Consider the following 26,582-nt stretch of genomic DNA (forward strand, 5'->3'; position numbering starts at 1 on the left):
CACCACCATCAGCAACCTCCGGCCGAAGTGCCGCAGGCACCACCGGATGAAGCACGAATCCAACTGGAAGTGCGAAAACCTCGAAGACGGACGGCACGTGTGGACCACACCCAACGGGAAGACCGCCGAGACCGAAGCGGAACCGATCGCGGAACCCGCCCCCTTCTAGGGCCTCAATAGGCTGCGGACATGGAAGCGGCGTTGGCGTGGGCGGAAAGCGCGGTCGGCCAGCGGGTGGTGGATTCGCGAGGTCTCCGTGAAGGCGGTGCGCCGTGGTTGCTGCGGTTCGACGACGGCGCGGAAGCGGTGCTGCGCGGCGGGGACGGGTTCGACACCGAAGTGGCGGCGCTGCGGTTGGCGGAAGAGAACGGAGATCCTGGCGCCGAGGCTCATCGCGGTCGGCGAAGGGCTGATGCTGCTGACGGTGGTGGCGGGTAGCAGCCGGATTCCGGCGGTGGAGGGGCTTCGCGAACCAGCGTCGGCGCGGGTGTTCGTGCACGGGGATCTTACGTCCATTGTGGACTGGGACTGTGCGGGAGCCGGGCATCCCGGGGTGGACCTGGGGTCACTGCGGTGCGACGTGGAACTGATGTTCGGCAGCGGAGCGGCGGAGGTCGTGTCGGCGGGGTGGCGGGAGCGGGCCGGGCTTGCCCCCGGCGGACGAGCCCTACTGGGACGTGGTGGCGGCGCTGGCCACGCCCCCGGACCTGATCGACTGGGAATCGACGATCCAGGACCAGGGGCGCGACGACCTTGACGGCGCGACGCTGACCGCCCGGCGGGACGCGTTCCTGCGGGCGGCGCTGGACCGGCTCGACCGAGGAACGACGTGACCCGAGCTACCAGGTGACCGGCAGCGACGCGAGGCCGTAGACGATCGAGAACGTGCGGAACTCCACCTCGTCCACGGGCACGGCGGGACGCAGCTTCGGGAAGCGCCGCAGCAGCGCGGGGTAGGCGACGCGCATCTCCATCCGGGCCAGCGGCGCGCCGAGGCAGTGGTGCACGCCGTGGCCGAACGCCAGGTGCGGAGCGGTCTTGCGGCCGATGTCCAGGGCGTCCAGGTTCTCGCCGATCGCCGGATCGCGGTTGCCCGCCGGGATCGAGAACACCACCAGGTCACCCTTGGCGATCCGCTCGCCGCCCAGCTCGGTGTCCTCGACCGCCCAGCGCGGAGCGATGGAATGGGTGATCGACATGTAGCGCAGCAGCTCCTCGACGGCCGCCTCGATGTGCTCGTCGGACTCGGCCAGCGCGCGCTGGTCCGGGTGCTGGAGCAGCTTGAGCGTGCCGAGGCCGAGCATGTTCGACGTGGTCTCGTGCCCGGCGAGCAGCAGCAGATCGGCGACGCCCACCAGCTCGGCGTCGGTGACCTTGTCGGCGTGCTCGCGGATCAGCATGCCGATCATGTCCTCGCCCGGCGCCGACCGCTGCCCCTCGACCAGCTTCGCCATGTAGGCCAGCGAAGCCCTGGTCGCGGCGATCCGCTCCTCCATCGGCAGTGACATGTCCAGCCGCAGGCCGCTCAGCCGCTGGAAGTCGTCGCGGTCCTCGTAGGGCACGCCCAGCAGCTCGCAGATCACCAACGAGGGAATGGGCAGCGCGAACGCCTGCACCAGGTCCACGGGCGGCCCGGCCTGCTCCATCGCGTCGAGGTGCTCCTCGACGATCGCCTCGATCCGCGGCTGGAGCCTGCGGATGCGCCGCACGGTGAACTCCGGGGTGAGCAGCCTGCGCAGGCTGGTGTGCTCCGGCGGGTCGTAGTTGAGCAGCATGCCCGCGGAGCTCTCCGGCTGCACGAAGGGCGGAACCTCGACGGCGTGGCGGGCGTTGTTGGCGAACCGGGCCGCGTCGCCGAGCGCCTCCCGGATCAGGTCGTATCGGGTGACCAGCCACGCTTCGCCGCCCCACAGGGTGCGGATCTTGCTGACCGGGCTCTTCTCCCGCAGCTCGGCCAGCTCGGGGACGGGGTCGAAGGCGTCGCGCCGGATGTGCACGGGCGCTTCGGTCATGGCGGACATGGTGCTCTCGGTCATCGCGGTCCCGTTCGTGTGGAGGGGTCAACCGCTAATCCGATATGGAACTCTCGGTTAGCTCCTCCCCGAAGCTAGCACAACTGATAGCCAGCTCTCATCTGATACCGTGCCGCGCATGAACGACCCAGGTCAGCGCCCCCTCCGCGCGGACGCCCTGCGCAACGCGGAACGCCTGGTGCTGGCGGCGCGGCAGGCCTTCGCCGAGGACGGGCCGGAGGTCTCGCTGGAGGAGATCGCGCGCCGGGCCGGGGTCGGCGTGGCCACGCTCTACCGCCGCTTCCCGAGCAAGGACGACCTCGTGCGCGCGGTGCTGCTGTGGCGCTACGAAGAGCGGGTCGCCCCGGTGCTGGAGACCGCGCTGGTGGACCCGGACCCGTGGCGGGGAGTGGTGTCCTCGCTGGAGGCGGCGATGGGCCTGGCCTGCGAGGAGCAGTGCACGTTCCTCGCGGCGAAGAGCATGCACAACCTCGCCGACGGCATCCAGGACCACTACTTCGCCAACTTCACCAAGATCGTCGCGCGCGCCCAGGCGGCCGGTGCCGTCCGCGCCGATCTCACGCCGGAGGACCTGCCGCCCATCGCCTACATGCTGCTCGGCGCGCTGCGCATCGTGCGCGCGCCGGACTGGGATTGGCGCCGCTACCTCGGGTTGCTCCTCGACGGGCTGCGCCCGGAAGGCGCGACGCCGCTGCCCGAGCTGCGCGGCTAGCGGGCGTCCAGCTCGGCCGCTTCCTCCGGGGTCGGCGCGGAGCCGCCGAGGTGCGCGGGCTGCCACCACGTCTGGTCCGGCGCGGGGGTTTCGGGGTAGCCGCGCTGCGCCCTGTCCAGCAGCTCCGCCATGCGCGCGCGCAGTTCGGCGGTGACCTCGTTCGGGTCCTGCTCCGGGGTCGGGTGCAGCGGCTCGCCGATCAGGATGGTGATCGGCAGGTGCCGCGTGCCCAGCGCGCGCGGGCGGCCCTTGGTCCACATCCGCTGGGTGCCCCAGACCGCCATCGGGATCAGCGGGGCGCCCGAGGCGGCGGCCATCCGGACCGCGCCGGACTTGATCTCCTTCACGGTGAACGAGCGGCTGATCGTGGCCTCCGGGAAGACGCCGATCACCTCGCCGGAGCGCAGCGCGGCCAGGGCCTGGTCGTAGGCGGCCTCGCCGGCCTTGCGGTCGACCGGGATGTGGTGCATCCCGCGCATCAGCGGCCCGGCCACGACGTTGTCGAAGACCTCCTTCTTCGCCATGAAGCGGACCAGCCGGTTCGCCGGTTGGGCGCCCAGGCCGCAGAAGATGAAGTCCAGGTAGCTCACGTGGTTGCTCGCCAGCACCGCGGCGCCCTCGTTGGGGACGTGCTCCGCGCCCTCGACCTTGATCCGCAGGTCGAGCACGCGGAACAGGGTCTTCGCCAGTGTGATCACCGGGGGGTAGACGATCTCAGCCATGTGTGTTTGTCGACCGATCTGGAGCAGGGGAAACCGGACATCACGAAGTTAGGGTGTGCTGAGCCGCGTGCACTATGGCCTGGGTCACGTTACCGCCAACCCCGAACCCCCGGCGACGTCCACTGATCGTGGAATCCAAGACTCGCAAGGTTGTCGTCGTGGTCTGCGCGGTGGCGCTCGTCGCCGTGTTCGCGCTGGTCATGGTACGGATCGCCGGGCTGGACGCGGGCACCTCGCTGGCCCTGCCCGTCTCCGGCCTGCCCTACGCGGCGGTCGGAACCTTGATCGTCTTCCCCGCGGTGCTGGCGGTGCGCGCCCGGTGGCTCACCCTCGCCGCGGCGGCCCTGGTCGCGCTCCAGGTCTTCTGGCTCGCACCGCGGTTCGTGGCCAACGGCGCGGAGATCGCCGCCGACGCGCCCCGGCTCCGAGTGGCCACCAGCAACGCCCTGCGCAGCAACGTGGACATGCGCGCCTTGGTCGAGCTGGTGCGCGCGCAGAAGGTGGATGTCCTTGCGGTGCAAGAACTCGGGCCGAAGGGCGTCGGCATGCTGGACGACGCGGGGATGCGTGAGCTGATGCCGCACCGCGAGCTGCACCCGGACATCGACACGTCGATCTACTCGCGGCTGCCGCTCACCGCGGGCGGTCTGGTGAACCAGCCGACGACCTGGCCGCAGACCACCGCGACGGTCGTGGTCGGCGGGCACCCGGTGCGGATCATCGGCGTGCACACGCTCTGGCCCGTGGAGAAACCCGCGGCCTGGACGGCTGATCTCCGCGCGCTGCGCGCCGAGGCCGGGCCGAACGTGGTGATGCTGGGCGACTTCAACGCCACCTTGGACCACACGCCCATGCGCGAGCTGCTCGCGGCGGGTCTCGTCGACGCGCACGCCGAACTCGGGCGGGGGTGGGCGCCGACGTGGCCCGCGGATCGACCGGTGATCCAGATCGACCACGTGCTGCACGGGCGGGCGCTGCGCGCGGTGTCCGCCTCCGAGCACACGCTGCCCGGGACGGACCACCGCGCCGTGGTCGCGGAGCTGGCCTACCAGGCCGAGGGCTCGTAGTCCTTCATGAAGCAGCCGTAGATGTCCTCGCCCGCCTCACCGCGCACGATGGGGTCGTAGACCCGCGCGGCGCCGTCCACCAGGTCCAGCGGCGCGTGGAAGCCCTCCGTGGCGAGGCGGATCTTGGTGGGGTGCGGGCGTTCGTCGGTGATCCAGCCGGTGTCCACCGCGGTCATCAGGATGCCGTCGTTGTCCAGCATCTCCTGCGCGCTGGTCCTGGTGAGCATGTTCAGCGCGGCCTTGGCCATGTTCGTGTGCGGGTGGCCCGGCCCCTTGTAGGCGCGGCTGAACTGGCCCTCCATCGCGGAGACGTTGACGACGTACTTGCGCCGCGCGGTCGAGGCGGCCATCGCCGGGCGCAGCCTGCTGACCAGGATGAACGGCGCGGTGGCGTTGCACAGCTGGACTTCGAGCATCTCCAGCGGCTCGACCTGCTCCACCTTCTGCGTCCAGCTGTTGACCTCGTGCAGGTCCGGGACCAGCCCGCCCGCGTCGATCGCGGTGTTGTCGGCGATCCGCTCCAGGGAGGCCGAACCCGCGCGCAGCGCCAGGCTCGTCACGTCCAGGTGGCTCCTGCTGGTGAGTTCGGTCAGCGCCAACGGGTGCGCGTCGCTGATGTGGCCGAAGGCGATCATCTCCGGCAGTTCGCCCGCGGGCAGCGGGTCGGACTCGGCCGCCACGAGCGGGGCGTAGGAGCCGGGGGAGCGGCGCACGGTCTGCGCGGCGTTGTTGATCAGGATGTCCAGCGGGCCCTGCTCGGCCACCGAGTCGGCCAGCGCCACCACCTGCGCGGGGTCGCGGAGGTCGATGCCGACGATGCGCAGCCGGTGCAGCCAGTCCGCGCTGTCGGGCATCGCGGCGAAGCGGCGCACGGCGTCGTTGGGGAAGCGCGTGGTGATCGTGGTGTGCGCGCCGTCCCGCAGCAGCCGCAGCGCGATGTACATGCCGATCTTCGCCCGCCCGCCGGTGAGCAGCGCGCGGCGCCCGGTGAGGTCGGTCCGCGCGTCGCGGCGGTCGCGGTTGAGCTTCGCGCACGGCGGGCAGAGCTGGTGGTAGAACGCGTCCACCTCGTGGTAGCGGTTCTTGCACGTGTAGCAGGCGCGGGCGCGCAGCAGGGTGCCCGCGGTCGCCCCGGTGGCGTTGGAGACCAGCGGAATGCCCTCGGTCTCGTCGTCGATGCGCGTGGGGGAGCCGGTCGCGGTCGCGGCGGTCACCGCGTTGTCCGCGGCGGTCACGGCATCGCGCCGGACGGTGCGCTTGCGCTTCTTGACGCCCTTGTAGAGCCGCGATGTCGCGCGTTGGAGCCGGACGACGTCCGGGTGATCCGGCGGCAGGTCGTCCGCCTCCGCCAGGACCTTGAGGCAGTCCTCAAGCCTCGCCGGGTCGATGCCCACCGTCTCCACGTCCGCCGTCGTCATAACCACTTACCGTCGTCTCGAATCCCGTACCTGCCGCAAAGACTGTACGGGGTCCGAGACGACGGCCGTCCAGGTCACGCCGTATGCAGCCTCAGCCCATAGGCGTTGAGCACCTCGGTCAGCGGCTGGAACCAGGTCTCCCCGCCGGAGTTGCAGTCGCCCCAGCCGCCGGAGGTCATGCCCTGGGCCTGGTCGCCGGTGACGAACGAGCCGCCGGAGTCGCCGCCCTGGGCGCATGCGCTCGTCTTGATCAGCTGGTGCACCAGCTGGCCGTTGCCGTAGTTGACGGTCTCGTTCTTGCCCAGCACCTGCCCGCAGCGCCAGTGCGTCGTCGAACCGGAGCGGCAGGTGGAGCTGCCCACCGGCGCTTCCCACTGGCCGCGCACCAGGACGTCGGACACCGCGCCCCAGCCGAGCACGACCGGCACCGTCCACCAGCCGTGGCCGGTGCGGACGAAGGCGTAATCGTTGCCAGGGAAGGAAGATCCGGCGAACTGACCCTGGGTCGACCAGTCCCAGCCCTGCGTGTTGGCGCCCGCGCCCGCGCAGTGGCCCGCGGTCACGAAACCGCCGTGCACGGAGAATCCGATCGAGCAGCGGACATACCCGCCGGACACCGGCACGTAGTACGGATCGCCGCCGACCGTGCCCGCCGCATAGGTTTTCGGTTGCGGCGCGGTCGTTCTGCGCACCGTGACCGGCCCGGCCTTGCGGGCTTCGGTGAGGAACGACTCGACCTCCGGCGTTTCGGCGCTCACGGTCACTACGACGCTGCCCGACTTCGGGTCCGGGTGCCAGCTGTGCACCGCGTCGGGGGCTTTCCTGCTTCTCGCGGCCGCGTCGACTTTGCCTTGTGCGGCATTGAGTTCCGCGGCGGTCCGGCCCACCTTCGTCGCCTCGGCACCCGTGGCGCGCACCGCGTTCGCCGCTTTCTCGTCGGTCACGCCGACGACGAGCTTGCCCTTCGCCGCGTCGAACCAGGAACCGCCGAACGCGGCTCCGGCGGCTCGTTCCGCGTTGGTGTCGATCGCGCGGATCTGAGCTTCTTGGCGGATGCGTTGCCGGGCTTGGAATTCGGTGAGCCCGAGGTCGCGCTGCATCGCCGGGACCAGGCCGGGGGAGAGTTCCTGTGCGTTGGCCGGGACGGTCATCACGGACGTCACGGCCAGTACGGACATGCCAAGGAGAACGTGCCGCTTCATGATGCTCCTCATGTAGCAGGGGATGAGGAGCGCATACCCGGCGCGGCGGCATCACGCCGGGGCTGGCTCGTAGTGGGGAGATTAGCCGCCGAACCTCGTTGGTGGCTACCGAACCAACGACCGAACGATCGACAACGCCTCGGCCACGCGCTCCGGTTCGGTGCGATGGCTGAGCACGCACAGCCGGAGCAGGTACTCACCACGCAAACGGGTGCTGGACAGGAAAACCCTTTCCGTGGCATTGATCTGCTCAAGCAGTCGCCGGTTCTCCTCGTCGCCGCCCTCGCGCAACCGGAAGACGTTGACGGTGAGGTCCGGGTGCACTGGGACGTCCACTTCGGACAGTGCGCTGAGTTCGCGGTGCACCACCTGGGCGAGGTCCAGCTTCTGATCCAGCGCACGGCGGAACGCGGCTACTCCGTGCAGGTGCAACGGCAACCACATGCGCAGTCCGCGGAACTCCCGCGTCAGCTCCGGGCCGAAGTCGCAGTAGTCCGGCGGCCACGGATCACGTTGGAGGTCTTGGAGATAGCTCGCGTCGGCCGTGTGCGCGGCGCGCAGGGTCTCCTGATCGCGCACGAGCAGCACTCCGGTGCCGTAGGGCAGGAACATCGTCTTGTGCGGGTCGATCGTGATCGAGTCCGCGCGCTCGATTCCCCGCAGTTTCGCCCGCCCGCGCTCCGTCAGCTGGAAACCGCCGCCGTAGGCACCGTCGACGTGGAACCACATGCCGTGCCGCTCCGCGATCGCGGCGAGCTCGTCCAGCGGGTCGACGGTGCCCGTGCTCGTGCTGCCCGCCGTGCCGACCAGCAGGAACGGCGCGGGGTCCTTCGCGATCATGTCCTCGGCGGCTTCGGGGTCCATGCGGTGGTCCTCCGTCACCGGCACCACCCGCAGCTGGTCGGGGCGCAGCCCGGCGATCCGCGCGGCCTTCGCGACGCACAGGTGGGTGTGCTCGGTGACGTAGATCGTTCCGGTGCCGTGCTGTTCCCCCAGCCTGCTTTGCCGCGCCGCCACGACCGCCGAGAGCGTGGCCAGGGAGCCGCCCGTCGTGATGAACCCGCCCGCGCTCGCCGGGAGCGCGAACTCCCGGCAGAGCCAGTCGACGACGCTGTCCTCCATCGCCACCAGGTCCGGGGCCATCGACGCCACGCCGGTAAACCTGTTGACCAGCAACGACAAGAACTCGCCGAGCGCCGAGGAGACCAGCCCGCCCACCGGGAAGTACGCGAGGTACCCGGGCCCCGCCGTCTCCACCGCGTTGCCCGCCGCCTGTTTGAAGATCTCCAGCAGCTCGGCGAACTCGCCCGGTTTCTCGCTCGGCGGGTCGAACGGTTTCGTGCGGGGCCGAAGGTTCGACGCGGGCGCGCTGGGCAGCCCTTCGAGGAAGTCGGCGGCGAGCTCACCGACGCCCGCCATCATCGCGGCCAGCTCGGCGCGGTCCGGGTCCCAGGACTCGAAGATCATGCCCGCGAGGCTAGGAACCCCGCGCGCCCGCCGTCTTGTACGTTATTGCGCGGCCGGATTACCGGGGATACTCGACGATCATCGACTTGATGTCGAACTGCTGGTTCTGGCTGAGCATGCCGAAGATCTTCATGAGTTCGACCACCCGCTGGAGCCGACTCTGTTCGAGGTTCATGGGGTAGCTGCCGAAATGCACCAGACTCGCCGTCTGCGGATCGATTTTCGCGTAGTGCGGAAGAACGGCCTCCACTTCCGCGCGGCGGTTCGCGTCCGCCTGCCCCTTCAGCAGCGCGCGTTGGAATGCGGCCACCGTCTTCGGGTTTTCCTTGGCGAACTTCGCGTTGGTGGCATATCCCGCGACCGGAATGTCCTGGGTCGGTCCCGCCGCGGTGTCGACCACCGGAACCGCGCCGATGCTCCGTTCGGCCTGGGTGATGAACGGCTCGATCATGAGCGCCGCGTCAATGTTTTTCCTGACCAGCTGGGCGTGCATGTCCGGATACGGGAACTCCTTGAACGTGACCGATTTCGGGTCGACCCCGTACGCGTCCAGCGTCGAGCGGGCGGTCAGCTCGGTGATGTTGGCCATGGTGTTCAGGGCGATCCGCTTGCCCGCCAGGTCCGCGGGCACCCTGACCGGGGAACCGGGCACGGTCATGATCATGAACATCCGGTGCCGCGCCTGGTAGCCGTCGGAGACCAGCCTGAGGTCGATCCCCTTCGACTGGGCGAGGAAGAAGGACACCCAGTTGCCGATGGAGAAATCGAGACTGCCACCGGCCAGCCCCGGAATACCGGCCGCGCCGCCCTGGATGGTCCTGCTCTCGATGGTCAGGCCCTCCTGGGCGAAATACCCTTTCTTCAGCGCGATGTGCACCGGGGCCACATCGATGATCGGCATCAGGCCGACCGTGATTACGGGCTTCTCGACCTTCGCGGTGCCGTCCTCGGGCGAGTGTGTTGTCCCGGCAAGCAGTCCGCAGCCGGAAATCGAACCGAGCAAGGCGATGGTGCCCGCCAGGCCGAGGGCAAGACGACCACGTCGTCCAAGCATAGTGGATACTCTCCCGATAAGATGCCAGTCGCATTTGCTTGGTCGCTGGCCTCCAGCGGGCTAAGCTCAATTCGCGCATTTATACCGGGTCCGAGCACGGGAGTGGATGTTGGCTCAGTACCATTCCGTCCAGGCGGATACCGTCGCTACGGACATCGTGATCATCGGTGCCGGACCGGCCGGACTCGCGCTCGCGAACCTGTTGCGCGGCACCGGTGTTCGCTGTGTCGTGCTGGAAAGGCAGTCCCGCCACTACGTGGAGAACCGGGCTCGGGCCGGGCTGTTGGAGTACCGCGCCGTGGAGGCACTCCGGCGCCACGGCCTCGCGGATCGGTTGCTGGAACTCGGTGCGCCGCACGGTGTCTGCGAGTTCCGGATCGACGGAAAGCGCTTCACCCTGCCGTACAGCGATCTCTACGAAGGGCGCACGCACTACGTCTATCCCCAGCAGGAGCTGGTCAAGGACCTGATCGCGGCCTTTGTGGACAGTGGCGGCGACATCCGGTTCGAGGCCAAGGACGTTGCCCCGCACGACATCGCCGGACCGAACCCGTCGGTGACGTGGACCGACGCAGACGGCGAACAGCACCGGCTCGGCTGCGAGTTCATCGCGGGCTGCGACGGCTTCCGCGGGGTGTCCAGGTCGAGCATTCCCGCCGGGGGCATCCGGGAGTTCTCGCATCAGCCCGGGATCGCGTGGCTGGGAGTGCTGGCGGAGGTGCCGCCGTCGACGGAGCACGTCATCTATTCGTTGCACCCCAAGGGTTTCGCCGGACACATGCTGCGCAGCCCCACCATCAGCCGCTTCTTCCTCCAGTGCCCCGCCGACGACAGCGCGGCGGCGTGGCCCGACGAACGGGTCTGGGCGGAGCTGCACGAGCGGTTCGCCGTGCCCGGCTCCGACTGGGCGCTCACCGAGGGGCGGATCATCGAGAAGGGCGTGGTCGACATGCGCGGCCACGTGACGGAGCCGATGGCCTACGGGCGGCTGTACCTGCTCGGCGACGCCGCGCACGTGATCACCCCGGTGGGGGCGAAGGGGATGAACCTGGCGCTGCACGACGCAGAGGTGCTCGCGGGGGCGTTGGTCCAGCACTACCAAGGAGATGACTCGGGCCTGGCCGGGTACTCGGAGACCTGTCTGCGCCGGGTGTGGCGGTGCCAGGAGTTCTCGCAGTGGATGACCACGGCGATCCACGGCACCGGGGACACGTTCGGGGACCGGACGGCGCGCATCCGGCTGGAGAACCTGTTCAGTTCCGCCACTTCGGCTGCTTGGTTCGCGGAGAACTACGTCGGGCTCATGTGAGCTCAGCGGCCGCGGAGGTAGGCGCCGGGAGCCACGCCCAGGATGCGGCGGAAGTGGCGGGACAGGTGGGCCTGGTCGACGAAACCGACCTCGGTCGCGGCTTCGGCGGGGCGGCGGCCGGAGTCGAGCAGCGCGCGGGTGCGGCGGACGCGCTCCTGGTTGAGGTACGCGTGCGGGGGCAGGCCGAAGCGTTCGCGGAAGCCTCGGAGCAGCGCGAACCGGCCGAGCCCCACTTCGGCGGCCAGCTCGTCCAGGCTCGGTGGGGCGGCCATGCGGTCCATCAGTACTTGACGGGCACAGTCAAGTACTCGGTTGCCGGGGCGGCTCTGCGAAGCTGCGCGGGCCTGGGTGCCGCGGCTTCGCCACAGCAGCTGAATCGCTTGGTACAGCAGGGTTTCCGAGGTGAGGTGGTCATCATGCTCGGCCGCCCGGTGCGCGCTCAGGAACGCCTCGCCCACGGTGCGGTCATAGCTCGTCTCGCCGGTGAACGCGGGAGTTCCCGCCGGACCACCGAGCTCCCGCACGACCCCTGACACCAGCTCGACGGTCGGGTAGAGCACGCGGTAGGCCCACCCGCTCGCGTCGGCGGCGTGGCCGCCGTGCACCTCGCCGGGGTTGATGCAGGTGATCCCGCCCGCACCGATCCGCCGAGTCCCGGACCCGACCAGCAGCAGTTCGACCCCGCTCTGCACGACGCCGATCGCGTAGGTGTCGTGGCTGTGCCTGGTGAAGGCGTGCCGGACGAACCGAGCGGCCAGCAGGTCCAACTCGGGCACGCTCGGATGCCGCCAGTAGTGCGCGGGCTCGGCGATCGCCATGTGCACACCGTACGTTCGGCGGCCACCGAACCGTTTCCGGCCTACTGTCTCCACATGCTCGTTCTGAGGACATACGACCAGGTCAGCGCCGCTTTGGCGGATGACCGCCTGACCGTACCGCCGCCTCCCGGACGCGACTCCGCGCTCGGCTGGCTGCGCTCCGCCGTGTGCCGCTTCAGCTCCGGGGCCGCGCACTCCCGCCGTCGCGCCCTGGTCGAGGCGCCGCTCCGCGCGCTCTCGCCGGACGCTCTCCGGCGCAGCGCTCGCGGGCGCGCCCCGGAGACCGCGGCCGTGGAGGTGCTGGCCGAAGCGCTCAGCGTCATCGTCGACCCGGCGGTCGTCGTCGCGGCGGCGCGCGCCTACCTGCCGCCGGTCGAACCGACTCCCGCCGACGACGCGGCGGTCGCGGCTCTCCTCGCGGCGCTGGGCGGGGTCCGCGACGAGCCCACCGCCGCGCGCGCCTGCCTGCTCGTCCAAGCCTGCGCGTCGACAGCGGGACTCATCAGGAATGCGTTGCCGTACAAGGACTTCGGTGAACCCGAAGCGGTGTTGGCGGAGACGCTTCGGCATTCGCCGCCGATTCCCGTGCTGCGGAGACAGCGCCCGGACGGCACGCTTGTCGAGCTGGATCTCGTTGCGGCGAACCGAGATCCGACGGTGTTCGCCGATCCTTCGACCTTCGACGTCCGTCGTCCGAGCAACAAGCGGCACCTGACCTTCGGCGTGGGGTTGCGGCCCTGCCCCGGTGACAACCACGCGCTGGCGATCGCCGCCGGTGTCCTGGAAGGGAGTTCCCGATGAGCGCGTTCGCCGACCTGCACCGCCGCGGTGCGCCGCTGTTGCTGCCCAACGCGTGGGACTACGCGTCGGCCGCCGCGCTGTTCGACGCGGGTTTTCCGGTGGTGGGCACCACGAGCCTCGGCGTGGCCGCGGTGCACGGCCTGCCCGATGCGACGGGTGCGGCGCGTGCCGAGACGATCGCGCTGACCGAGCTGATCGCTGGCCTGGGCATGGTCACGGTGGACATCGAGTCGGGGTTCAGCTCCGATCCGGCCCAGGTCGCCGAGCTGGCGGTGCGCCTGTCCGACGCGGGCGCGGTCGGGGTGAACCTGGAGGACGCGATGATGGCGCCGGAGATCCTGTGCGGCCTGATCGAGGCGATCAAGCACAGCGTCCCCGGGCTCTTCGTCAACGCGCGCACGGACACCTACTGGCTCGGCGACTCCTCGCTCGACGAGACCCTGGTGCGCGCTGAGTCCTATGTGGACGCCGGAGCTGACGGGATCTTCGTGCCGGGCATGACCGATCCCGACGAGATCGCCACCGTGGTCGAGCAGGTGGACGCTCCCTTGAACCTGCTTTTCCTGCCGGGCAAGCACACCGTCGCCGAACTCGCCGCGCTCGGGGTGAGCCGGATCAGCACCGGCTCGCTGCTGTTCCGCGCCGCCGTGCACGCGACCGTGGCCACCGCGCTCGCCGTGCGGGACGAACGGCCGGTGGCGCCCGGCGTCCCCGGCTACGGCGACGTCGTGGAGATGCTGGGACTATGACCGGTGTGGGACCGGAACTGGCGGCTTTGGCCGGGCTGCTCGCCGACGAGACGCGAGCAGCCATGTGCCTGGCCCTGCTCGACAAGCGCGCGTGGACCGCGGGCGAGTTGGCCCAGCTCTGCGGGGTCGCGCGGTCGACCGCGAGCGAGCACATCTCCAAGCTCGTCGCCGGAAAGCTCCTTGACGAGCGCCGTCAAGGGCGGCATCGCTACGTCCGCCTCGCCGACGACGACGTGGCGCGCTTGATCGAGACGATGTCCGCGCACGTGCGGCCCGCTCCGGTTTCCGGACTCCGCCAGCACCGGGCGAGCGCCGCGCTGGCCAGGGGGCGAACCTGCTACGACCACCTCGCCGGTCGGCTGGGCGTGGCCATCACCGACGCGATGTCCGCGCGCGGACTGCTGCGCCGCGACACCGGCTTCGCGCTCACCGGCGCCGGGCTGGACTGGTTCGCCGTCCTGGAGATCTCCTTGCCCAGCAAGGAGAAACGGCCACTCGTCAGATCCTGCCTGGACTGGACCGAGCGCCGCGACCACCTCGCCGGTCCCGCCGCCGCGCACCTGTGCCGCGCCGTGTTGGAGCGCGGGTGGGCTGTGCGCATCGGCTCCCAACGCGCCGTGCGCGTGACCCCGCTCGGCCTCGACGAACTACACCGTCACCTCGGCGTCGAGCCTGCCGAGCTGTAGGCGATGCCGAGCCGCGATGCCAGTCCCCGCAGGTGTTCCTCGAAGACGGGCGCCATGTCGGAGTAGGCGAAGTCCAGCTGGTGCAGGACTTCCATGCACACCAACCCGTAGAGGCCGCTCCAGCAGGTCAGGACGACGTGCACGGCCGCGGGGGGAAGCTCGCCGCCGATCACCTCGGAGTAGCTGACCAGCTGCTCGCGCAGGCCGGGCGCCAGGTCGGCGAGATCGGGGACGGGGAACGGTTTCTCCCGCCACAGCGCGACCACCTGGTCCCGGATGACCTGCTCGAAGCGCATGCCCGCGGCGTAGCGCGCGGCACCCGCCACGACCGGTCTCGTGAAGATCCACCCGAACTCCGCGGGATGCGCCACCGCCCAGTCGCGCAGCGCGCGGCAGGTGTTCAGGAACCCGTCCGCGGTCCGCAGCTCGTCGGTCAGCTCGTCGAGGAAGGCCACGGTCATCGCGTTCACCAGCTCGTCGTGGCCGGAGAAGTAGTGGTAGAGCGCGGGCCCGCTGATGCCGACCTCGCGCCCGACGGCGTTGATCGTCACGGCTGCGGGGCCCTTCGTGGTGAGCAGCCTGCGCGCGGCGTCGTGGATCTCGTCAAGGGTCGCCTTGCGGACGCGGTCCCGCCTGCTCGTGGTCACGTTGACATCTTAGGCGGTCTATGTTTGCTTAATAGCCCTAAGGAAACCTAGAGGCTCTAAGGGGACACATGAGGGCGGTCGTGGTCGGCGGTGGGATCGGCGGGCTGGCCAGCGCGGTGGCGCTGACCAGGAGCGGGTGGCAGGTCGAGGTGCTGGAGCGCGCGGCGGAGTTCGGCGAGGTGGGCGCGGGCCTGGCGGTACAGCCGAACGCGCTGCGTGCGCTGGACGCGCTCGGGCTCGGCGACGCGGTCCGCGAGCGCGCCTCCACCGAGGCGCCCGCGGGAATCCGGGCTCCCTCCGGGCGCTGGCTCTCCCGCACGGACCCCGGTGAGCTCCGGCGGCGCTACGGGCAATGGGCCATGGTGCACCGCGCTGACCTGCTGGAAATCCTGCACGCGGCGATCCCGGCCGACGCACTGCGCCCCGGCGTGGACGTGCACGAGGTACGGCGCGACGGCACGGTGCTGCACTCGGGCGGCACATCGACCGGGGACCTTGTGGTCGGCGCGGACGGCATCCGCAGCATCACCCGGCGCTCGGTCTGGGGCGAGGCACCGGCGCCGCGCTACGCGGGCTACAGCACTTGGCGGGCGATCTCGAACGTGCCGGTCCGGGAGTCCGTCGAGACGTGGGGGCGGGGCGAGCGGTTCGGGTACTCGCCGCTGCCGGACGGGCGGACCTACTTCTACGCGGTGGTCAACGCGCCGGAAGGCGAAGAGGGCGGTGCCGACGAGCTGCGCCGCCGCTTCGCGCACTGGCACGATCCGATTCCGGCGCTGGTCAACGCGGTGGAGGGGACGGCCTTGCTGCGGCACGACACCTACGAGCTGCCGAACCTGAGCTCCTACGTGGCGGGCAAGGCCGCCCTGGTCGGGGACGCCGCGCACGCCATGACGCCGAACCTCGGGCAGGGCGCGTGCCAGGCACTCGAAGACGCCGTGGTGCTCGCGGCAGCGGACGGGCTCGCGGAGTACGACCGGCTCCGCAGGCCGCGCACGCAGATGGTGGTGCGCCGCTCGCACCGGCTCGGCGTGATCGCGCACTGGGCGGCACCCGCGCTGGTCGGGGTCAGGAACACGGTGCTGCGGATGCTGCCGCGGTCGAGCTTCTCCCGTTCCATGGCGCCGGTGCTGGACTGGGCGCCGTGACGAGAAAGTTCGTGAGTTCCGCGGCTCCAGCAGGCACGATCGGGGCATGTCCCGGAGTGAGTCCTCGTTGCGCGGCCTGGCGCTGGGCGACGCGTTCGGGCAGACGTGGTTCGCGCCGGAGGGCGACCTCCGGCGGCGCCGGGTCGCGCCCGCACCCTGGCCGTGGACGGATGACACGGCGATGGCGCTCGCCCTGTTCCGGGTGCTGCGCGAGCACGGCGCGGTCAACCAGGACGCGCTCGCGGCCGAGTTCGCCGCGACCTACACGGCCGAACCGCACCGCGGCTACGGCGCCACGATGCACGACGTCCTCGCGGCTATCCACAGTGGACAGTCATGGCGGGACGTGGCCCGGCGGCAGTTCGACGGCCAGGGCTCGTGGGGCAACGGGGCGGCCATGCGGGTGGCCCCGCTGGGCGCGTGGTTCGCCGACGACCTCGACGAACTCGTTGTGCAGGCGGGAAAATCGGCCGGAGTGACGCACGCGCACTCGGAAGCGATCACCGGCGCGGTCGCGGTCGCCGTCGCGACGGCACTGGGCGTGCGCGGAGTGGCTGGGGTGGACCTGCTCGGTGAGGTGGTCTCACGGTTGCCGGAGAGCGAGGTGCGCGCCGGGCTCGTGCGAGCGGGGCGCATCCGGTTCGACACGGACTCCCGCAACGCGGGCGGAACGCTCGGCACCGGACGCCGGATCTCCGCTGTGGACACGGTGCCGTTCGCCCTGTGGTGCGCGGCCAGACACCTCGACAACCTCGTGGAAGCCTTGTGGGCCACCGCGGCGGCCGGGGGTGACGTCGACACGACCTGCGCGATCGTGGGCGGGGTCGTCGCGGCCCGCACCGGCCTCGACTACGTGCCGCGGGAGTGGCTGGAGTCGTGCGAGCCACTGCCGCCATTCAGCTGAGGTCCAGCACCGCCCGGACCGCCTCGGGGGTGCGGGCGACGCTGGCCGTGCCGTCCTCGGCGGTGATGATCGGGCGTTGGATCAGCTTCGGGTTCGCGGCCATCGCCTCGACCCACCGCGCCCGCGCCTCGGGAGTCCGCTCCCACGACTTCATGCCCAGCTCCGCCGCGACCGGCTCACCGAGGCGCGCGACGTCCCACGGCTCCAGGCCGAGCCGGTCCAGCACGCGCTCCAGCTCCGCCACGGTCGGCGGGTCCTGGAGGTAGTAGCGCACGGTGTAGTCCGCGCCCTCGGCGTCCAGCAGGGACAGCGCGGAGCGGCACTTGGAACACGCCGGGTTGATCCAGATCTCCATGCTCACACGCGGATACTATTCGCTGGCGCGGTGTTCGTCCGCCGCGCGCTGGACGCGCTCGACGTAGCCGTTCCACCAGTCCTCGCCGCCGACGCCGTCCTGGTCCCGCCCGCCGCGCCCGTCGATCGTCTCGCGGACGATGTCGGCGTGCCCCGCGTGCTGCGCCGTCTCGGCGACAACGCGGACCAGCAGGTGCCCGAACGTGGTCTGCCTGCGCTCCTCCGGCCACCACGGCACGCTCGCCGGCGCGTCGAGGGGGAGAGTGCTGATCGACTCGTCCGCGTGCCGCCACGCCGTCCGGTACAAGTCGGTCAGGTACTCGCGGCTCTCGTCGGCCTTCGCCCACATGTCGCCGTTCTCCCACACCGATCCGTCCTCGTTCCACGGCAGCGCCACCGGCGCCGGGCGGCCGACCGAGTCGCCGAGGTAGCCGAGCTCGATGCCGACGAGGTGCTTGACGAGGCCGAGCAGGTTGGTACCGCTGGGCATCACCGGGCGCCGGATGTCGTACTCGGAAAGGCCGTCGAGCGAGCGGAGCAAGGAGTCGCGGGAGGCTTGGAGGTAGCGCTGGAGGTCGGCTGCGATCGGTGTCATGCGTCGCAGGCTAGCCGCTTTTTCTTGCGGTTGGACCGGGGTCGCGTTTGGCTTTGGACGGGGCAGCCTGGATGGGTTGGGTTGTTTGGCTTGCGTTGCGCTTGGCTTGCGAATGCCTTGGGGCGCCTGGGAATTCATCCTTTAGAGCCATGATCGACTATTCATCCACCATGGAATGTGGTTATGCCCCATGGTGATTTGCTTGATGAAGCATGAGTCCAGCTGACGCTGCGAAAACCTCGACGACGGACGGCACGTGTGGACCACGCCCAGCGGCAGGGTCCACGAAACGGAACCGATCGCCGAACCCGCACCCTTCTGACGCGGACGACGTCATCCGGAGTCGTGCGCCAAAGCTCCCTAGTCCGTGTCCTGCAAGTGGTCCCCAGCAACCGTCACGCCCCCGTGCTCGCCGTCCCAAACATCGCCACCGCAGCCCAAATTCCCGTTTCGTACTCAAAACGGGCTATGGGAGCGCTCTTTTTCCCGTTATGAGTACGAAACGGGGTTCTCTAGACGGCGCGCGCGGGGGATGGGGTGGCCGGGCGCGTGGGGTGCATGGGTTCAGTTTACGTGGTGTGCGGAGTGCTTGAGGACTTACAGGACAGGCCTAACTGGGCAGCAGGTTCAGCTCGACCAGAACCTCCCGCAGGCGCGGCAGCTTCTCGGGAACGGCCACACCGGACAGGACGTAGTCGTTGTCGCGAGAGGAAACGGCAAGATGCGCCCACTCGCCGGTGATCTCGTACGACGTAGGGGACACGCTTCGGACAGACCAGTAAGCACGGGCGAACCTGCCTGCGATCTGGGTGAGATCGGGGCCGGACAGGGCGAAGTCGACGTTCGGGGCGAGACCCCAGAACGCGCGGGCGAGCGGCGAGCCGGTGGGCGACAAGAAGCGTCGGGAGATCAGCCACTGCACCAGTTCCGCGCTACGGACGAGCGGGAGCTGATCGCCCTGCCTGGAAGCGAGGGAACCGTCGAGGTGGAGGACCAGGGTCTCCGTCGACGGGCCGTGAACGACGAACTCCAAGTCGCCCCAGCACATGCAGAGGAACGCCTCGGCGGTGTCGTCCACTTCGAGCAGGTGCGCGAGAGCGGCGATCTCATCCTTGCCTTGTGCGACAAGCACTCCCTTGTCGCCTGAGCCACGCTCCCGCACGCGGACTGAACTCCATGACACGACGGGCATCACTTTCGCAGTCCGCCGAGGAGTTCCGCGAAAGGGGTCACGTTCGCGTAGCGGTCGGGCTTCGCGGACGGGGCGCGGTGCGCGAGCAGGTCGGCGAGTTCCTTGCCCGCCAACGCGATCCGCTTCTCCAAGCCGGAAGCGCCACCCCAGTCGGAGGTGGCCGCGTACACGGCTGTGGGCACCACGACGGCCCTGAGGTAGGCGAACATCGGCCGCAGCGCGTGCTCCAGCACCAGTGAATGCCGCTCGGTCCCGCCGGTCGCACCCATAAGAACATGTTTCCCCGCAAGGGAATCAGTCTCCAGGATGTCGAAGAACGACTTGAACAGGCCACTGTAGGAGGCGTTGAAGACCGGCGTGACGGCGATCAGCGCGTCGGCGTCGGCGACGGTGCGCACCAGCCCGCCGAGCGCGCCGGTCGGCACGCCGGTGAGCAGGGCGTTGATCACGTCGTGGGCATGCTCGCGCAGGTCGACCATCTCGACGGAAGCCTTGTGCGGCAACGAGTCCTGGACGGCGGACGCGAGCTTGCCCGCGAGCAGCCGCGTGGAGGAGCGCTCGCTCAGGCCGGCGGACACCACCGCGATCGTGGTCATCGGACCGGGCCCGCGGGAACGTGCGCGGGGCGGAGTGCGGCGAACTCCCTGCGCAGCACGGGAAGGACCTCCTCGCCGAGGATGTCCAGCTGTTCCAGGACCGTCTTCAGCGGCAGTCCGGCGTGGTCCAGCAGGAACAGCTGGCGCTGGTAGTCGCCGAAGTACTCGCGGAAGGTCAGCGTCTTGTCGATGACCTCCTGCGGGCTGCCGACCGTCAGCGGGGTCTGCTCGGTGAACTCCTCCAGCGACGGACCGTGCCCGTACACCGGGGCCTTGTCGAAGTACGGCCGGAACTCCCGGACCGCGTCCTGCGAGTTCTTCCGCATGAACACGTGCCCGCCGAGCCCGACGATGGCCTGGTCGGCGCTGCCGTGGCCGTAGTGCTCGAACCGCTGCCGGTACAGCTCGATCAAGCGCTGGAAGTGCTCCTTGGGCCAGAAGATGTTGTTCGCGAAGAAGCCGTCGCCGTAGTGGGCGGCCTGTTCGGCGATCTCCGGGCTGCGGATGGAGCCGTGCCAGACGAACGGCGGCTTGCCGTCCAGCGGGCGCGGGGTGGAGGTGAAGGAGTGCAGCGGCGTGCGGAACCGCCCTTCCCAGTCGACCACGTCCTCCCGCCACAGCCGGTGCAGCAGGTGGTAGTTCTCGATCGCCAGGTCGATGCCGTCGCGGATGTCCTTGCCGAACCAGGGGTAGACCGGGCCGGTGTTGCCCCTCCCCAGCATCAGGTCCACCCGGCCGTCGGCGAGGTGCTGCAGCATCGCGAAGTCCTCGGCGATCTTCACCGGGTCGTTCGTGGTGATCAGCGTGGTCGCGGTGGACAGGATCAGCTTCTCGGTGCGCGCGGCGATGTAGCCCAGCATCGTGGTCGGCGAGGACGGCACGAACGGCGGGTTGTGGTGCTCGCCGGTGGCGAAGACGTCGAGCCCGACCTCCTCGGCCTTGAACGCGATGGCCACCATCGACTTGATCCGCTCGGCCTCGGACGGGGTCCGCCCGGTGGTGGGGTCGGTGGTGACGTCGCCGACGGTGAAGAGGCCGAACTGCATGACAGCTCCCTGGGACTCGAACAGGTAGTAGAAAGTTCAACTACTGCCGAGGTCAACAGTACCGCTCTCCCGGTTGTTCCACATACCCAGGTGTCACACACCGGGGCCCGGCCTCGTCATGGGGATGTGAACGATCGTGACGAGCTCGCCGCGCGGTTCGAGGCGCAGCGCGCACACCTGCACGGGGTCGCCTATCGGATGCTCGGGTCCCCGGCCGAGGCGGAGGACGCCGTACAAGAAGCCTGGCTGCGGCTGAGCCGGACGGACGGCATCGACAACCTCGCGGCCTGGCTGCGCACGGTGGTGTCCCGGGTGTGCCTGGACATGTTGCGCGCCCGCAAGAACCGCCGCGAGGACCCCACCGGCCACCCGCCGGAGCTGGCCGACCCGAACACGCCGGAACACGACGCGGTACTGGTCGACTCGGTCGGCCGGGCCATGCTCGTGGTGCTCGACACCCTGAGCCCCGCGGAGCGGATCGCGTTCGTGCTGCACGACCTTTTCGCGGTGCCGTTCGACCAGATCGCGTCGACCCTGGAGCGCTCACCGGCCGCGGCGAAGAAGCTCGCCAGCCGCGCGCGGTCACGCGTTCATGGGACACCCGAGCTGTCCGCCCCCGACCTCGCCCGCAACCGGCACGTGGTCGAAGCGTTCCTGGAGGCGGCTCGCGGCGGCGACATCGACGCGCTGCTCGCGGTGCTGGCCCCCGGCGTGGTCCGCCGGGTCGCCCCGGAGACGGGCCTGCCGGTGGAGGTCCGGGGTGCTCGCGACGTGGCGGAGGAGACGCGGATCTTCGGTCGCCGGGCGCGCTTCGCCGAAGTCGCGTTGGTGAACGGGCAGGTCGGCGCGGTCGTCGCTCCGCACGGGCGACTGCTGCTCGCGCTCGCGGTCACCGTCGAGGGAGATCGGGTCACCGGTTACGACGTGATCGTCGACCCGAACCGGCTAACCATCCGCGTCCTGGGCGGCTGAGCGGGCCTTGGCGCGGCGCTTGCCCTCCTGCATCGCCTGGACGCGGGCGACCGGGATGGTGTGACCCTCCGCGATGAGGTCGTCAGGAAGGCGTTGCGGCTTCGGCAGTTCGTCGTCCCACGGATCGCGCACGCCCAGTGATCCGAGCACCGACCGCATGGTGAACTCCGCGGGCGTGACCTGGTCGAGATCGTTCCAGGACAAGGGAAAGGACACCGTGGTCCCCGGTCGCACGCGTGGGCTGTAGGCCGCGACCACGGTGGCGCCGCCCGCCCTGGTCGAGTCGAGGAACACCTTGCCCGCGCGGTCCTCGCGGATGAACGCCGTGGTCGCGAGCACCGGGTCGATGCGCTCCGCCCGCGCGGCGACCGCCCTCGTCGCGGCGGCGACGTCGTCGACCGGAGCGTGGTCGTCGACGGGTACGAACACGTGAACTCCCTTGGAGCCACTGGTTTTCACCGCGCCGGAGAGCCCGGAGTCGGCCAACGCCTGGCGGATCAGCAGCGCGGCCTCGACCACGAGCCGGAAATCACCGCCCTCCGGCGGGTCCAGGTCGAGCACCAGGTGTGTCGGCCGATAGATGTCGGCGGAGAAACCGAGCGTCGGGTGGTACTCGACGGCGCGTTGGTTGGCGAACCACAACAGCGTCCGCCGGTCGTCGCACAGCGCGTAGGAGATCCGCCGCTTGGACGCCTCCGCCCACATCTGCGTGGTCCGCACCCACGGCGGCGTGTACTTCGGGACGTTCTTCTGCATGAACGGTTTCTGGCCGCGCAGCACGCGGACCACCGACAGCGGGCGGTCGTTCACGTGCGGCAGCAGGCGCTCGCGCACGCCGTCGAGGTAGTCGACGAGATCCCGCTTCGTCGCCTCGGCGCCCTCGAACAGCGGCTGGTCGAGATTGGTCAGCTTGACCTCGTCGCGCACCTCTTCACTGGCCATCGGCCCACCATGCCCACGGTGTCGCGCGGAGGCAACCTCAACGGGGCGGCGCTCCGCCCGTTCTCCGCTAGGTTGGGAACGACTCGGGGAGGTCACGGTGTCAGACAGCGGTGCGGCCGCGAAGCGGGCGGCGATGTACGGGGATGTGGATCTCGGCTCGTTCGAGCTGTTCTCCGGCAACTTCATCAACTACGGCTACTGGGAGTCGGTGCCGGACGGCCGCCCGATCACCCTGGAGGAGCGCACCGAGAGCCAGGCCGCGCTCTACCGCAAGGTCGTCGGCGGGCTCGGCGTCACGGGCTCGGACGCGGTGCTGGAGGTCGGCTGCGGCATCGGGGTCGGCGCGGCGCTGACCCTCCGCGAGTTCCGGCCGGGCGCGCTCGTCGGCCTGGACTTCTCCGAGGCGCAGCTCGAACGCGCCCGCGCCCGCAACGAGGAGCAGCTCGACCTCCGGCAGGGCGACGCGCTGGACATGCCCTTCGAGGACAACAGCTTCGACAAGCTCTACACCGTCGAGGTGGCCCAGCACTTCGAGGATCTCGCCGCCTTCGCCGCCGAGGCCCACCGCGTGCTCCGCCCCGGCGGGAAGCTCAGCCTGGCGACGTTCTTCGCCACCACCGACGAGGCGCCGGGCGAACTCCGCTCGCTGATCGAGACCATCGACGACGAGATCGACTTCGCGGTGCCGATCGAGCGCTTCCGCGCCGACCTCGCCGCGGCGGGTTTCACCGACGTCCGGATCGAGAGCATCGGCGAGAACGTCTGGTTCGGCTTCGACACCTGGGTGGCGCAGACGCAGTACCACGACAGCTGGGGCCGGAACTGGCTCAAGGCGTACCGCGCCGGGCTGGCCGACTACTTCGTGGTGAGCGCCACGAACTGATCCACCAACGGGTTCTGGTCGGTGGAGCGCCAGCAGACGGCGACGACGGTGCGCGCCGTGTCGGGGTCGAGCCGCCGGTAGACCACGCCGCTGAGCCGCGTCCGCCGGACGCTCGCCGGTGCGACGGAGACGCCCATCCCGGCCGCCACGAACGCGCAAGCGGTCTGCCACTCCACCGCCCGTTGCCCGATGGTCGGCTCGACACCGTTGTCCCGGAACAGGTTCACGATGCGGTCGTGCACGCCCGCCCCGGCCGAGCGGGGGAGCAGCACCAGTTCCTCCCCGGCCAGCGCGGTGATCGGGACGGCGCGGAGGTCGGCGAGCGGGTGCCCGGTCGGCAGGACGGCGACGAAGCCCTCGGACAGGACCGGCTCGCACGCCAGCCCGGGTTCGGCGACGACCTCGCGGACGAAGCCGACGTCGATCGCTCGCTCGCGCAGCGCGGTGATCTGGGGCGCGGTGGTCATCTCGTGGATTTCGGTCTCCACGGCGGGAAACCGTTCGCGGTAGGCGCGCACGAGCCCGGGGAGGATGGTCAGCGCCAGCGACGCGGCGAAGCCGATCCGCAGCCGCCCCACCTCGCCCCCGCCTGCCCGCCGGGCCGCGACGAGGCCGGACTCGGTGGCGTCGAGGGCCCGCCGCGCGGCGGGCAGCAGCTCGGCGCCCGCGGGGGTGAGCTCGACCCGCCCGGGTGCCCTGGTGAACAGCGGGAACCCGACCTTCTCCTCCAGTCTGCGGATCTGCTGGCTCAGCGGCGGTTGCGCGATGCCCAGCCGGTCGGCGGCGTGGCCGAAGTGGCGCAGCTCGGCGAGCACCACGAACGCGTGCAGCTGGTGGAGGGCCAGCTCGGGACGGTCCATATCTCAAGGGATATCACAGGTGGCACATGTGCGTATTGGACGTATCAGTACTGGTCACTTAGCGTTCCACGGGTGAGGCAACGACGAGTGATCCGCAGTTCGGCGCGGTTCGAGGACGAGATCGGCTACGCCCGCGCGGTGGTCGTGGACGGCTGGGTGCACGTCTCCGGGACCACCGGGTTCGACTACGCGACGATGACGATCTCCGAGGACGTCGTCGAGCAGGCCGAGCGGTGCCTGGACAACATCGGGGCCGCGCTCGCCGAGGCGGGCTGCACGTTCGCCGACGTCGTCCGCGTCCGGTACCTGCTGCCTGACCGGGCCGACTTCGAACCGTGCTGGCCCTCGCTGCGCCGCCGCTTCGAGGCGGTCCGGCCCGCCGCGAGCATGCTGGTGTGCGGGCTGGCCGACCCGCGGATGAAGATCGAGATCGAGGTGGACGCGCGCGTGCCGGACGCCTGACGGCTACCGTCAGGGTATGAGCTGGCGTGAGATGTCGTCGCCGGGCATGCCGCAGGTGTGGTTGGCCGCGGAGGACCGGGGCGTGGTGCGCGCGGACCTGGTGATGGCGCTGCGGGTGGCCAAGGAGCACCCGCCCGCCGGGACGACGGTGCTGGCCGCGCACCGGTTCACCGTGCTGGCCCGGCTGCTCGGCGATCCGGCCGAGGAGTACGTCGTCGGCCGCGCGGAGAGCCAGGAGACCGCAGAACAGATGATGACCGCCCTGCTCGCGGAGATCGCCTCCGCGCTGGGCGGCCACAAGGACGGGCTGATCGAGCTGGGCCCCGGCGGGCCGAAGCTGGTCCGGCTCAGCAAGGGCATGCAGTAGGCCGCGGCGGCGGCGGTCGGGGCGCCGCCGCGGCGAGGATCAGGACCTGCTGGCGGTGACGTAGTAGGCGCCGCCCCACTCGCTGTCGTCGTTGGTGTAGCCCACGCCCATGGCCCGGTCGGTGCCCGGCAGGTAGGCGACGCCGAGCACCTGGCCGTCCTTGCCCGCGAGGGCGGCGGGCTGCTCGTGACTGGTCCACGCCGTGCCGTCGAAGGTGGCGTACTGGCTGATGTTGCTCGTCAGGGTCGGCCAGCCGCCCGCGACCAAGGCGCGGTTGTCCGAGCGCACCGACAGGTCGTTGATCTCCGCGAGGCCGCGGCCGGTCCACTCCGTCCACGCCTTGCCGTCAAAGCGGTAGCCCGTGGTCAGCGTGCCGTCCTCGTAGAGGGAACGGCCGGACACGTAGACGGTGCCGCCCATGGTGACGATCTGGTCGGCGTTCCAGCCGTTGGGGAACGTCGCGGTGACCGGCAGCTCGTGCACCGTCCACGTCGTGCCGTTCCAGTGCGCGGCGTACGGGGTGTCCTTCTCCGGCGTGACGAACGCGCCGGAGATCCAGACGTCGTTGGCGCCAGCGCCCGTCACGCTGAACACCGCGCTGGGCTTGGCGGTCAGCTCCGTGGGCAACGCCAGCCGCTGCACCGCGCCACCGGCGTAGCGATCGAGGAAGCCCACCTGCTCGGAGGGGACACCGGTCTGCGGGTCGATCTTGCGCTCGAGGCCGACCGCGAGCGCGTGGTCACCGACCCGCTCCAGGTCCGAGACGAGCGCGTCCTTGTCAGCGCCGGGCTGCGGTGCCGCGACGGTGGCCCACTTCTGCCCGTCCCAGCGAGTCAGGGCGTAGGGCGTGCCCACCGCCGACACCAGTCCGGCCTGGAGGCCGCGCTGCCGATCGCGGAACGGCAGGGCCGAGGCGGGCCGCGGCGAGCGCGTCGCCTTCCGCAGCTGCGCCACGGAGATGGGCACGCCCGCGGCCCAGGCGTCGGTCCCGCTGACCGCGGCGACCTGGGTCAGCGTCACGTCCTTGCCCGCGAGATCGCCGATGGCCGAGTCCGACCACTTCGCGCCGTCCCACCGCTTGATGTGCGCGGTCATCTTCCCGCTGGCGTGGTCGGTGTGATCACCGACGACCCATCCGCTGCTCGCCGAGTCGAAGTCGATCCCGGACGGGGACTTGCCGTGCTCCTTCGACTGGTTGTCCATGGCCACCCAAGGAGCACCGGGGGTCGCGAACGCTCCGGCCAGTGCGACGACGGTCAGCAGTTTCGAGATGCGTGACAGGGACACAACGGCAGTCCTTTCACTGGAAAACCCCAGGCCCGTGACGCTAACGACCCGCGATACTCGCTTTCTACAATCTGATTGCGCTGAACAACAGTTGGGCGCTGCCCATAAAGGCGATTCCTGCGCGGAGGGGCGGCAAGCGTGTCGAAGTGCTCGACAAGCGCACGGAGACCTCGCAGGTGTCCGCCAATCCCAACGGCACGTTCACCCTGGAGGCGGACCGCAGGCCCCTTCGAGGAGGACCAGGACCAGGTGCCCCGAACCTCACGTAAACTGTGCCCATGCGCCACAA

General features: G+C 70.2%; 30 protein-coding genes. 14 read left to right on the forward strand and 16 right to left on the reverse strand.

The window, feature by feature from the left end:
- Positions 1 to 189 precede the first annotated feature (189 nt).
- Positions 190 to 438, forward strand: coding sequence for a hypothetical protein (locus NLX83_RS38375; protein WP_254240201.1), 249 nt, complete (start codon positions 190 to 192; stop codon positions 436 to 438).
- Positions 439 to 647: 209 nt separating this feature from the next.
- Positions 648 to 833, forward strand: a complete 186-nt coding sequence (locus NLX83_RS38380) for a hypothetical protein (protein WP_254240202.1) — start codon at positions 648 to 650, stop codon at positions 831 to 833.
- Between the two features lie 6 nt (positions 834 to 839).
- Here NLX83_RS38380 and NLX83_RS38385 read toward each other — a convergent pair whose 3' ends face one another.
- Positions 840 to 2,012 (reverse strand): cytochrome P450, encoded by a 1,173-nt coding sequence (locus NLX83_RS38385; protein WP_308209454.1) that lies wholly within the window; start codon positions 2,010 to 2,012, stop codon positions 840 to 842.
- Positions 2,013 to 2,151: 139 nt separating this feature from the next.
- Between NLX83_RS38385 and NLX83_RS41685 the strand changes: the two genes are divergently transcribed.
- Positions 2,152 to 2,745, forward strand: a complete 594-nt coding sequence (locus NLX83_RS41685) for a TetR/AcrR family transcriptional regulator (RefSeq protein WP_305884230.1) — start codon at positions 2,152 to 2,154, stop codon at positions 2,743 to 2,745.
- Here NLX83_RS41685 and NLX83_RS38395 read toward each other — a convergent pair.
- The gene (locus tag NLX83_RS38395) at positions 2,742 to 3,467 is read right to left on the reverse strand and encodes a lysophospholipid acyltransferase family protein (protein WP_254240203.1); all 726 of its coding nucleotides are present in this window, start codon (positions 3,465 to 3,467) and stop codon (positions 2,742 to 2,744) included. The two genes, NLX83_RS41685 and NLX83_RS38395, sit on opposite strands and share 4 nt — an antisense overlap.
- A gap of 128 nt (positions 3,468 to 3,595) precedes the next feature.
- Here NLX83_RS38395 and NLX83_RS38400 point away from each other — a divergent pair, with 128 nt between their 5' ends.
- The gene (locus NLX83_RS38400) at positions 3,596 to 4,534 is read left to right on the forward strand and encodes an endonuclease/exonuclease/phosphatase family protein (RefSeq protein WP_254240204.1); all 939 of its coding nucleotides are present in this window, start codon (positions 3,596 to 3,598) and stop codon (positions 4,532 to 4,534) included.
- On the opposite strand, the gene NLX83_RS38405 is transcribed toward NLX83_RS38400, so the two are convergent.
- The 4 genes from NLX83_RS38405 to NLX83_RS38420 form a co-directional block, all read right to left on the reverse strand.
- The gene (locus NLX83_RS38405) at positions 4,513 to 5,952 is read right to left on the reverse strand and encodes an SDR family oxidoreductase (RefSeq protein ID WP_254240205.1); all 1,440 of its coding nucleotides are present in this window, start codon (positions 5,950 to 5,952) and stop codon (positions 4,513 to 4,515) included. The genes NLX83_RS38400 and NLX83_RS38405 overlap by 22 nt on opposite strands.
- Before the next feature lie 74 nt (positions 5,953 to 6,026).
- Positions 6,027 to 7,154: a S1 family peptidase gene (locus NLX83_RS38410; RefSeq protein WP_254240206.1), complete on the reverse strand. Its 1,128-nt coding sequence runs from the start codon at positions 7,152 to 7,154 to the stop codon at positions 6,027 to 6,029.
- A 105-nt stretch (positions 7,155 to 7,259) separates the two neighbouring features.
- Complete coding sequence (locus NLX83_RS38415; protein WP_254240207.1) at positions 7,260 to 8,621, reverse strand: pyridoxal phosphate-dependent decarboxylase family protein; 1,362 nt, start codon at positions 8,619 to 8,621, stop codon at positions 7,260 to 7,262.
- A 58-nt stretch (positions 8,622 to 8,679) separates the two neighbouring features.
- Complete coding sequence (locus NLX83_RS38420) at positions 8,680 to 9,675, reverse strand: ABC transporter substrate-binding protein (RefSeq protein WP_254240208.1); 996 nt, start codon at positions 9,673 to 9,675, stop codon at positions 8,680 to 8,682.
- 157 nt (positions 9,676 to 9,832) lie between these two features.
- On the opposite strand from NLX83_RS38420, the gene NLX83_RS38425 reads away from it, so the two are divergent.
- The gene (locus NLX83_RS38425) at positions 9,833 to 10,984 is read left to right on the forward strand and encodes a 4-hydroxybenzoate 3-monooxygenase (RefSeq protein WP_254240209.1); all 1,152 of its coding nucleotides are present in this window, start codon (positions 9,833 to 9,835) and stop codon (positions 10,982 to 10,984) included.
- 2 nt (positions 10,985 to 10,986) lie between these two features.
- Here NLX83_RS38425 and NLX83_RS38430 read toward each other — a convergent pair whose 3' ends face one another.
- The gene (locus tag NLX83_RS38430; protein ID WP_254240210.1) at positions 10,987 to 11,802 is read right to left on the reverse strand and encodes an AraC family transcriptional regulator; all 816 of its coding nucleotides are present in this window, start codon (positions 11,800 to 11,802) and stop codon (positions 10,987 to 10,989) included.
- Between the two features lie 54 nt (positions 11,803 to 11,856).
- On the opposite strand from NLX83_RS38430, the gene NLX83_RS38435 reads away from it, so the two are divergent.
- Genes NLX83_RS38435 through NLX83_RS38445 form a run of 3 tightly spaced genes read left to right on the forward strand, consistent with a single transcriptional unit; the run spans position 11,857 to position 14,038 of the window.
- Positions 11,857 to 12,603 (forward strand): cytochrome P450, encoded by a 747-nt coding sequence (locus NLX83_RS38435; RefSeq protein ID WP_254240211.1) that lies wholly within the window; start codon positions 11,857 to 11,859, stop codon positions 12,601 to 12,603.
- Positions 12,600 to 13,352 (forward strand): isocitrate lyase/PEP mutase family protein, encoded by a 753-nt coding sequence (locus NLX83_RS38440; protein WP_254240212.1) that lies wholly within the window; start codon positions 12,600 to 12,602, stop codon positions 13,350 to 13,352. The genes NLX83_RS38435 and NLX83_RS38440 overlap by 4 nt, the downstream gene beginning before the upstream one ends.
- Positions 13,349 to 14,038, forward strand: coding sequence for an ArsR/SmtB family transcription factor (locus NLX83_RS38445; RefSeq protein WP_254240213.1), 690 nt, complete (start codon positions 13,349 to 13,351; stop codon positions 14,036 to 14,038). The genes NLX83_RS38440 and NLX83_RS38445 overlap by 4 nt, the downstream gene beginning before the upstream one ends.
- On the opposite strand, the gene NLX83_RS38450 is transcribed toward NLX83_RS38445, so the two are convergent.
- Entirely contained in the window at positions 14,008 to 14,685 is a 678-nt protein-coding gene (locus tag NLX83_RS38450; protein ID WP_254240214.1) for a TetR/AcrR family transcriptional regulator, read from the reverse strand. The two genes, NLX83_RS38445 and NLX83_RS38450, sit on opposite strands and share 31 nt — an antisense overlap.
- 68 nt (positions 14,686 to 14,753) lie before the next feature.
- Here NLX83_RS38450 and NLX83_RS38455 point away from each other — a divergent pair, with 68 nt between their 5' ends.
- The gene (locus NLX83_RS38455; RefSeq protein WP_254240215.1) at positions 14,754 to 15,833 is read left to right on the forward strand and encodes an FAD-dependent monooxygenase; all 1,080 of its coding nucleotides are present in this window, start codon (positions 14,754 to 14,756) and stop codon (positions 15,831 to 15,833) included.
- Positions 15,834 to 15,879: 46 nt separating this feature from the next.
- Positions 15,880 to 16,737, forward strand: a complete 858-nt coding sequence (locus NLX83_RS38460; RefSeq protein WP_254240216.1) for an ADP-ribosylglycohydrolase family protein — start codon at positions 15,880 to 15,882, stop codon at positions 16,735 to 16,737.
- Here the strand turns inward: NLX83_RS38460 and NLX83_RS38465 are convergent.
- From NLX83_RS38465 to NLX83_RS38485, 5 genes are all read right to left on the reverse strand, one after another.
- Complete coding sequence (locus NLX83_RS38465; RefSeq protein WP_254240252.1) at positions 16,730 to 17,092, reverse strand: ArsC/Spx/MgsR family protein; 363 nt, start codon at positions 17,090 to 17,092, stop codon at positions 16,730 to 16,732. The two genes, NLX83_RS38460 and NLX83_RS38465, sit on opposite strands and share 8 nt — an antisense overlap.
- A 15-nt stretch (positions 17,093 to 17,107) precedes the next feature.
- Positions 17,108 to 17,686: a DinB family protein gene (locus NLX83_RS38470; RefSeq protein ID WP_254240217.1), complete on the reverse strand. Its 579-nt coding sequence runs from the start codon at positions 17,684 to 17,686 to the stop codon at positions 17,108 to 17,110.
- A gap of 610 nt (positions 17,687 to 18,296) precedes the next feature.
- Positions 18,297 to 18,848: a hypothetical protein gene (locus tag NLX83_RS38475; protein ID WP_254240218.1), complete on the reverse strand. Its 552-nt coding sequence runs from the start codon at positions 18,846 to 18,848 to the stop codon at positions 18,297 to 18,299.
- 29 nt (positions 18,849 to 18,877) lie between these two features.
- Positions 18,878 to 19,474 carry an FMN reductase gene (locus NLX83_RS38480; RefSeq protein WP_254240219.1) on the reverse strand — a complete coding sequence of 199 codons (597 nt, stop codon included), beginning with the start codon at positions 19,472 to 19,474 and terminating at the stop codon, positions 18,878 to 18,880.
- A complete protein-coding gene (locus NLX83_RS38485; protein ID WP_254240220.1) occupies positions 19,471 to 20,520 on the reverse strand; it encodes an LLM class flavin-dependent oxidoreductase in 1,050 nt (349 codons plus the stop codon). Before NLX83_RS38485 ends, NLX83_RS38480 begins: the two co-directional genes overlap by 4 nt.
- A 126-nt stretch (positions 20,521 to 20,646) precedes the next feature.
- On the opposite strand from NLX83_RS38485, the gene NLX83_RS38490 reads away from it, so the two are divergent.
- The gene (locus tag NLX83_RS38490; protein ID WP_308209456.1) at positions 20,647 to 21,492 is read left to right on the forward strand and encodes a sigma-70 family RNA polymerase sigma factor; all 846 of its coding nucleotides are present in this window, start codon (positions 20,647 to 20,649) and stop codon (positions 21,490 to 21,492) included.
- Here the strand turns inward: NLX83_RS38490 and ligD are convergent.
- The gene (gene ligD / locus NLX83_RS38495) at positions 21,466 to 22,434 is read right to left on the reverse strand and encodes a non-homologous end-joining DNA ligase (protein WP_254240221.1); all 969 of its coding nucleotides are present in this window, start codon (positions 22,432 to 22,434) and stop codon (positions 21,466 to 21,468) included. The genes NLX83_RS38490 and ligD overlap by 27 nt on opposite strands.
- A 97-nt stretch (positions 22,435 to 22,531) precedes the next feature.
- On the opposite strand from ligD, the gene NLX83_RS38500 reads away from it, so the two are divergent.
- Entirely contained in the window at positions 22,532 to 23,317 is a 786-nt protein-coding gene (locus NLX83_RS38500; RefSeq protein WP_254240222.1) for a class I SAM-dependent methyltransferase, read from the forward strand.
- Here the strand turns inward: NLX83_RS38500 and NLX83_RS38505 are convergent.
- Positions 23,290 to 24,177, reverse strand: coding sequence for a LysR family transcriptional regulator (locus NLX83_RS38505; protein ID WP_254240223.1), 888 nt, complete (start codon positions 24,175 to 24,177; stop codon positions 23,290 to 23,292). The two genes, NLX83_RS38500 and NLX83_RS38505, sit on opposite strands and share 28 nt — an antisense overlap.
- Positions 24,178 to 24,249: 72 nt before the next feature.
- On the opposite strand from NLX83_RS38505, the gene NLX83_RS38510 reads away from it, so the two are divergent.
- Complete coding sequence (locus NLX83_RS38510; protein ID WP_254240224.1) at positions 24,250 to 24,639, forward strand: RidA family protein; 390 nt, start codon at positions 24,250 to 24,252, stop codon at positions 24,637 to 24,639.
- Positions 24,640 to 24,655: 16 nt separating this feature from the next.
- On the forward strand, positions 24,656 to 25,006 hold the full coding sequence (locus NLX83_RS38515) for a hypothetical protein (protein ID WP_254240225.1): 351 nt from the start codon (positions 24,656 to 24,658) through the stop codon (positions 25,004 to 25,006).
- Positions 25,007 to 25,045: 39 nt separating this feature from the next.
- On the opposite strand, the gene NLX83_RS38520 is transcribed toward NLX83_RS38515, so the two are convergent.
- Entirely contained in the window at positions 25,046 to 26,293 is a 1,248-nt protein-coding gene (locus NLX83_RS38520; RefSeq protein WP_254240226.1) for a hypothetical protein, read from the reverse strand.
- Between the last annotated feature and the right edge of the window lie 289 nt (positions 26,294 to 26,582).

The organism is Allokutzneria sp. A3M-2-11 16 (assembly GCF_024213555.1).
Taxonomy (GTDB): Bacteria; Actinomycetota; Actinomycetes; order Mycobacteriales; family Pseudonocardiaceae; genus Allokutzneria.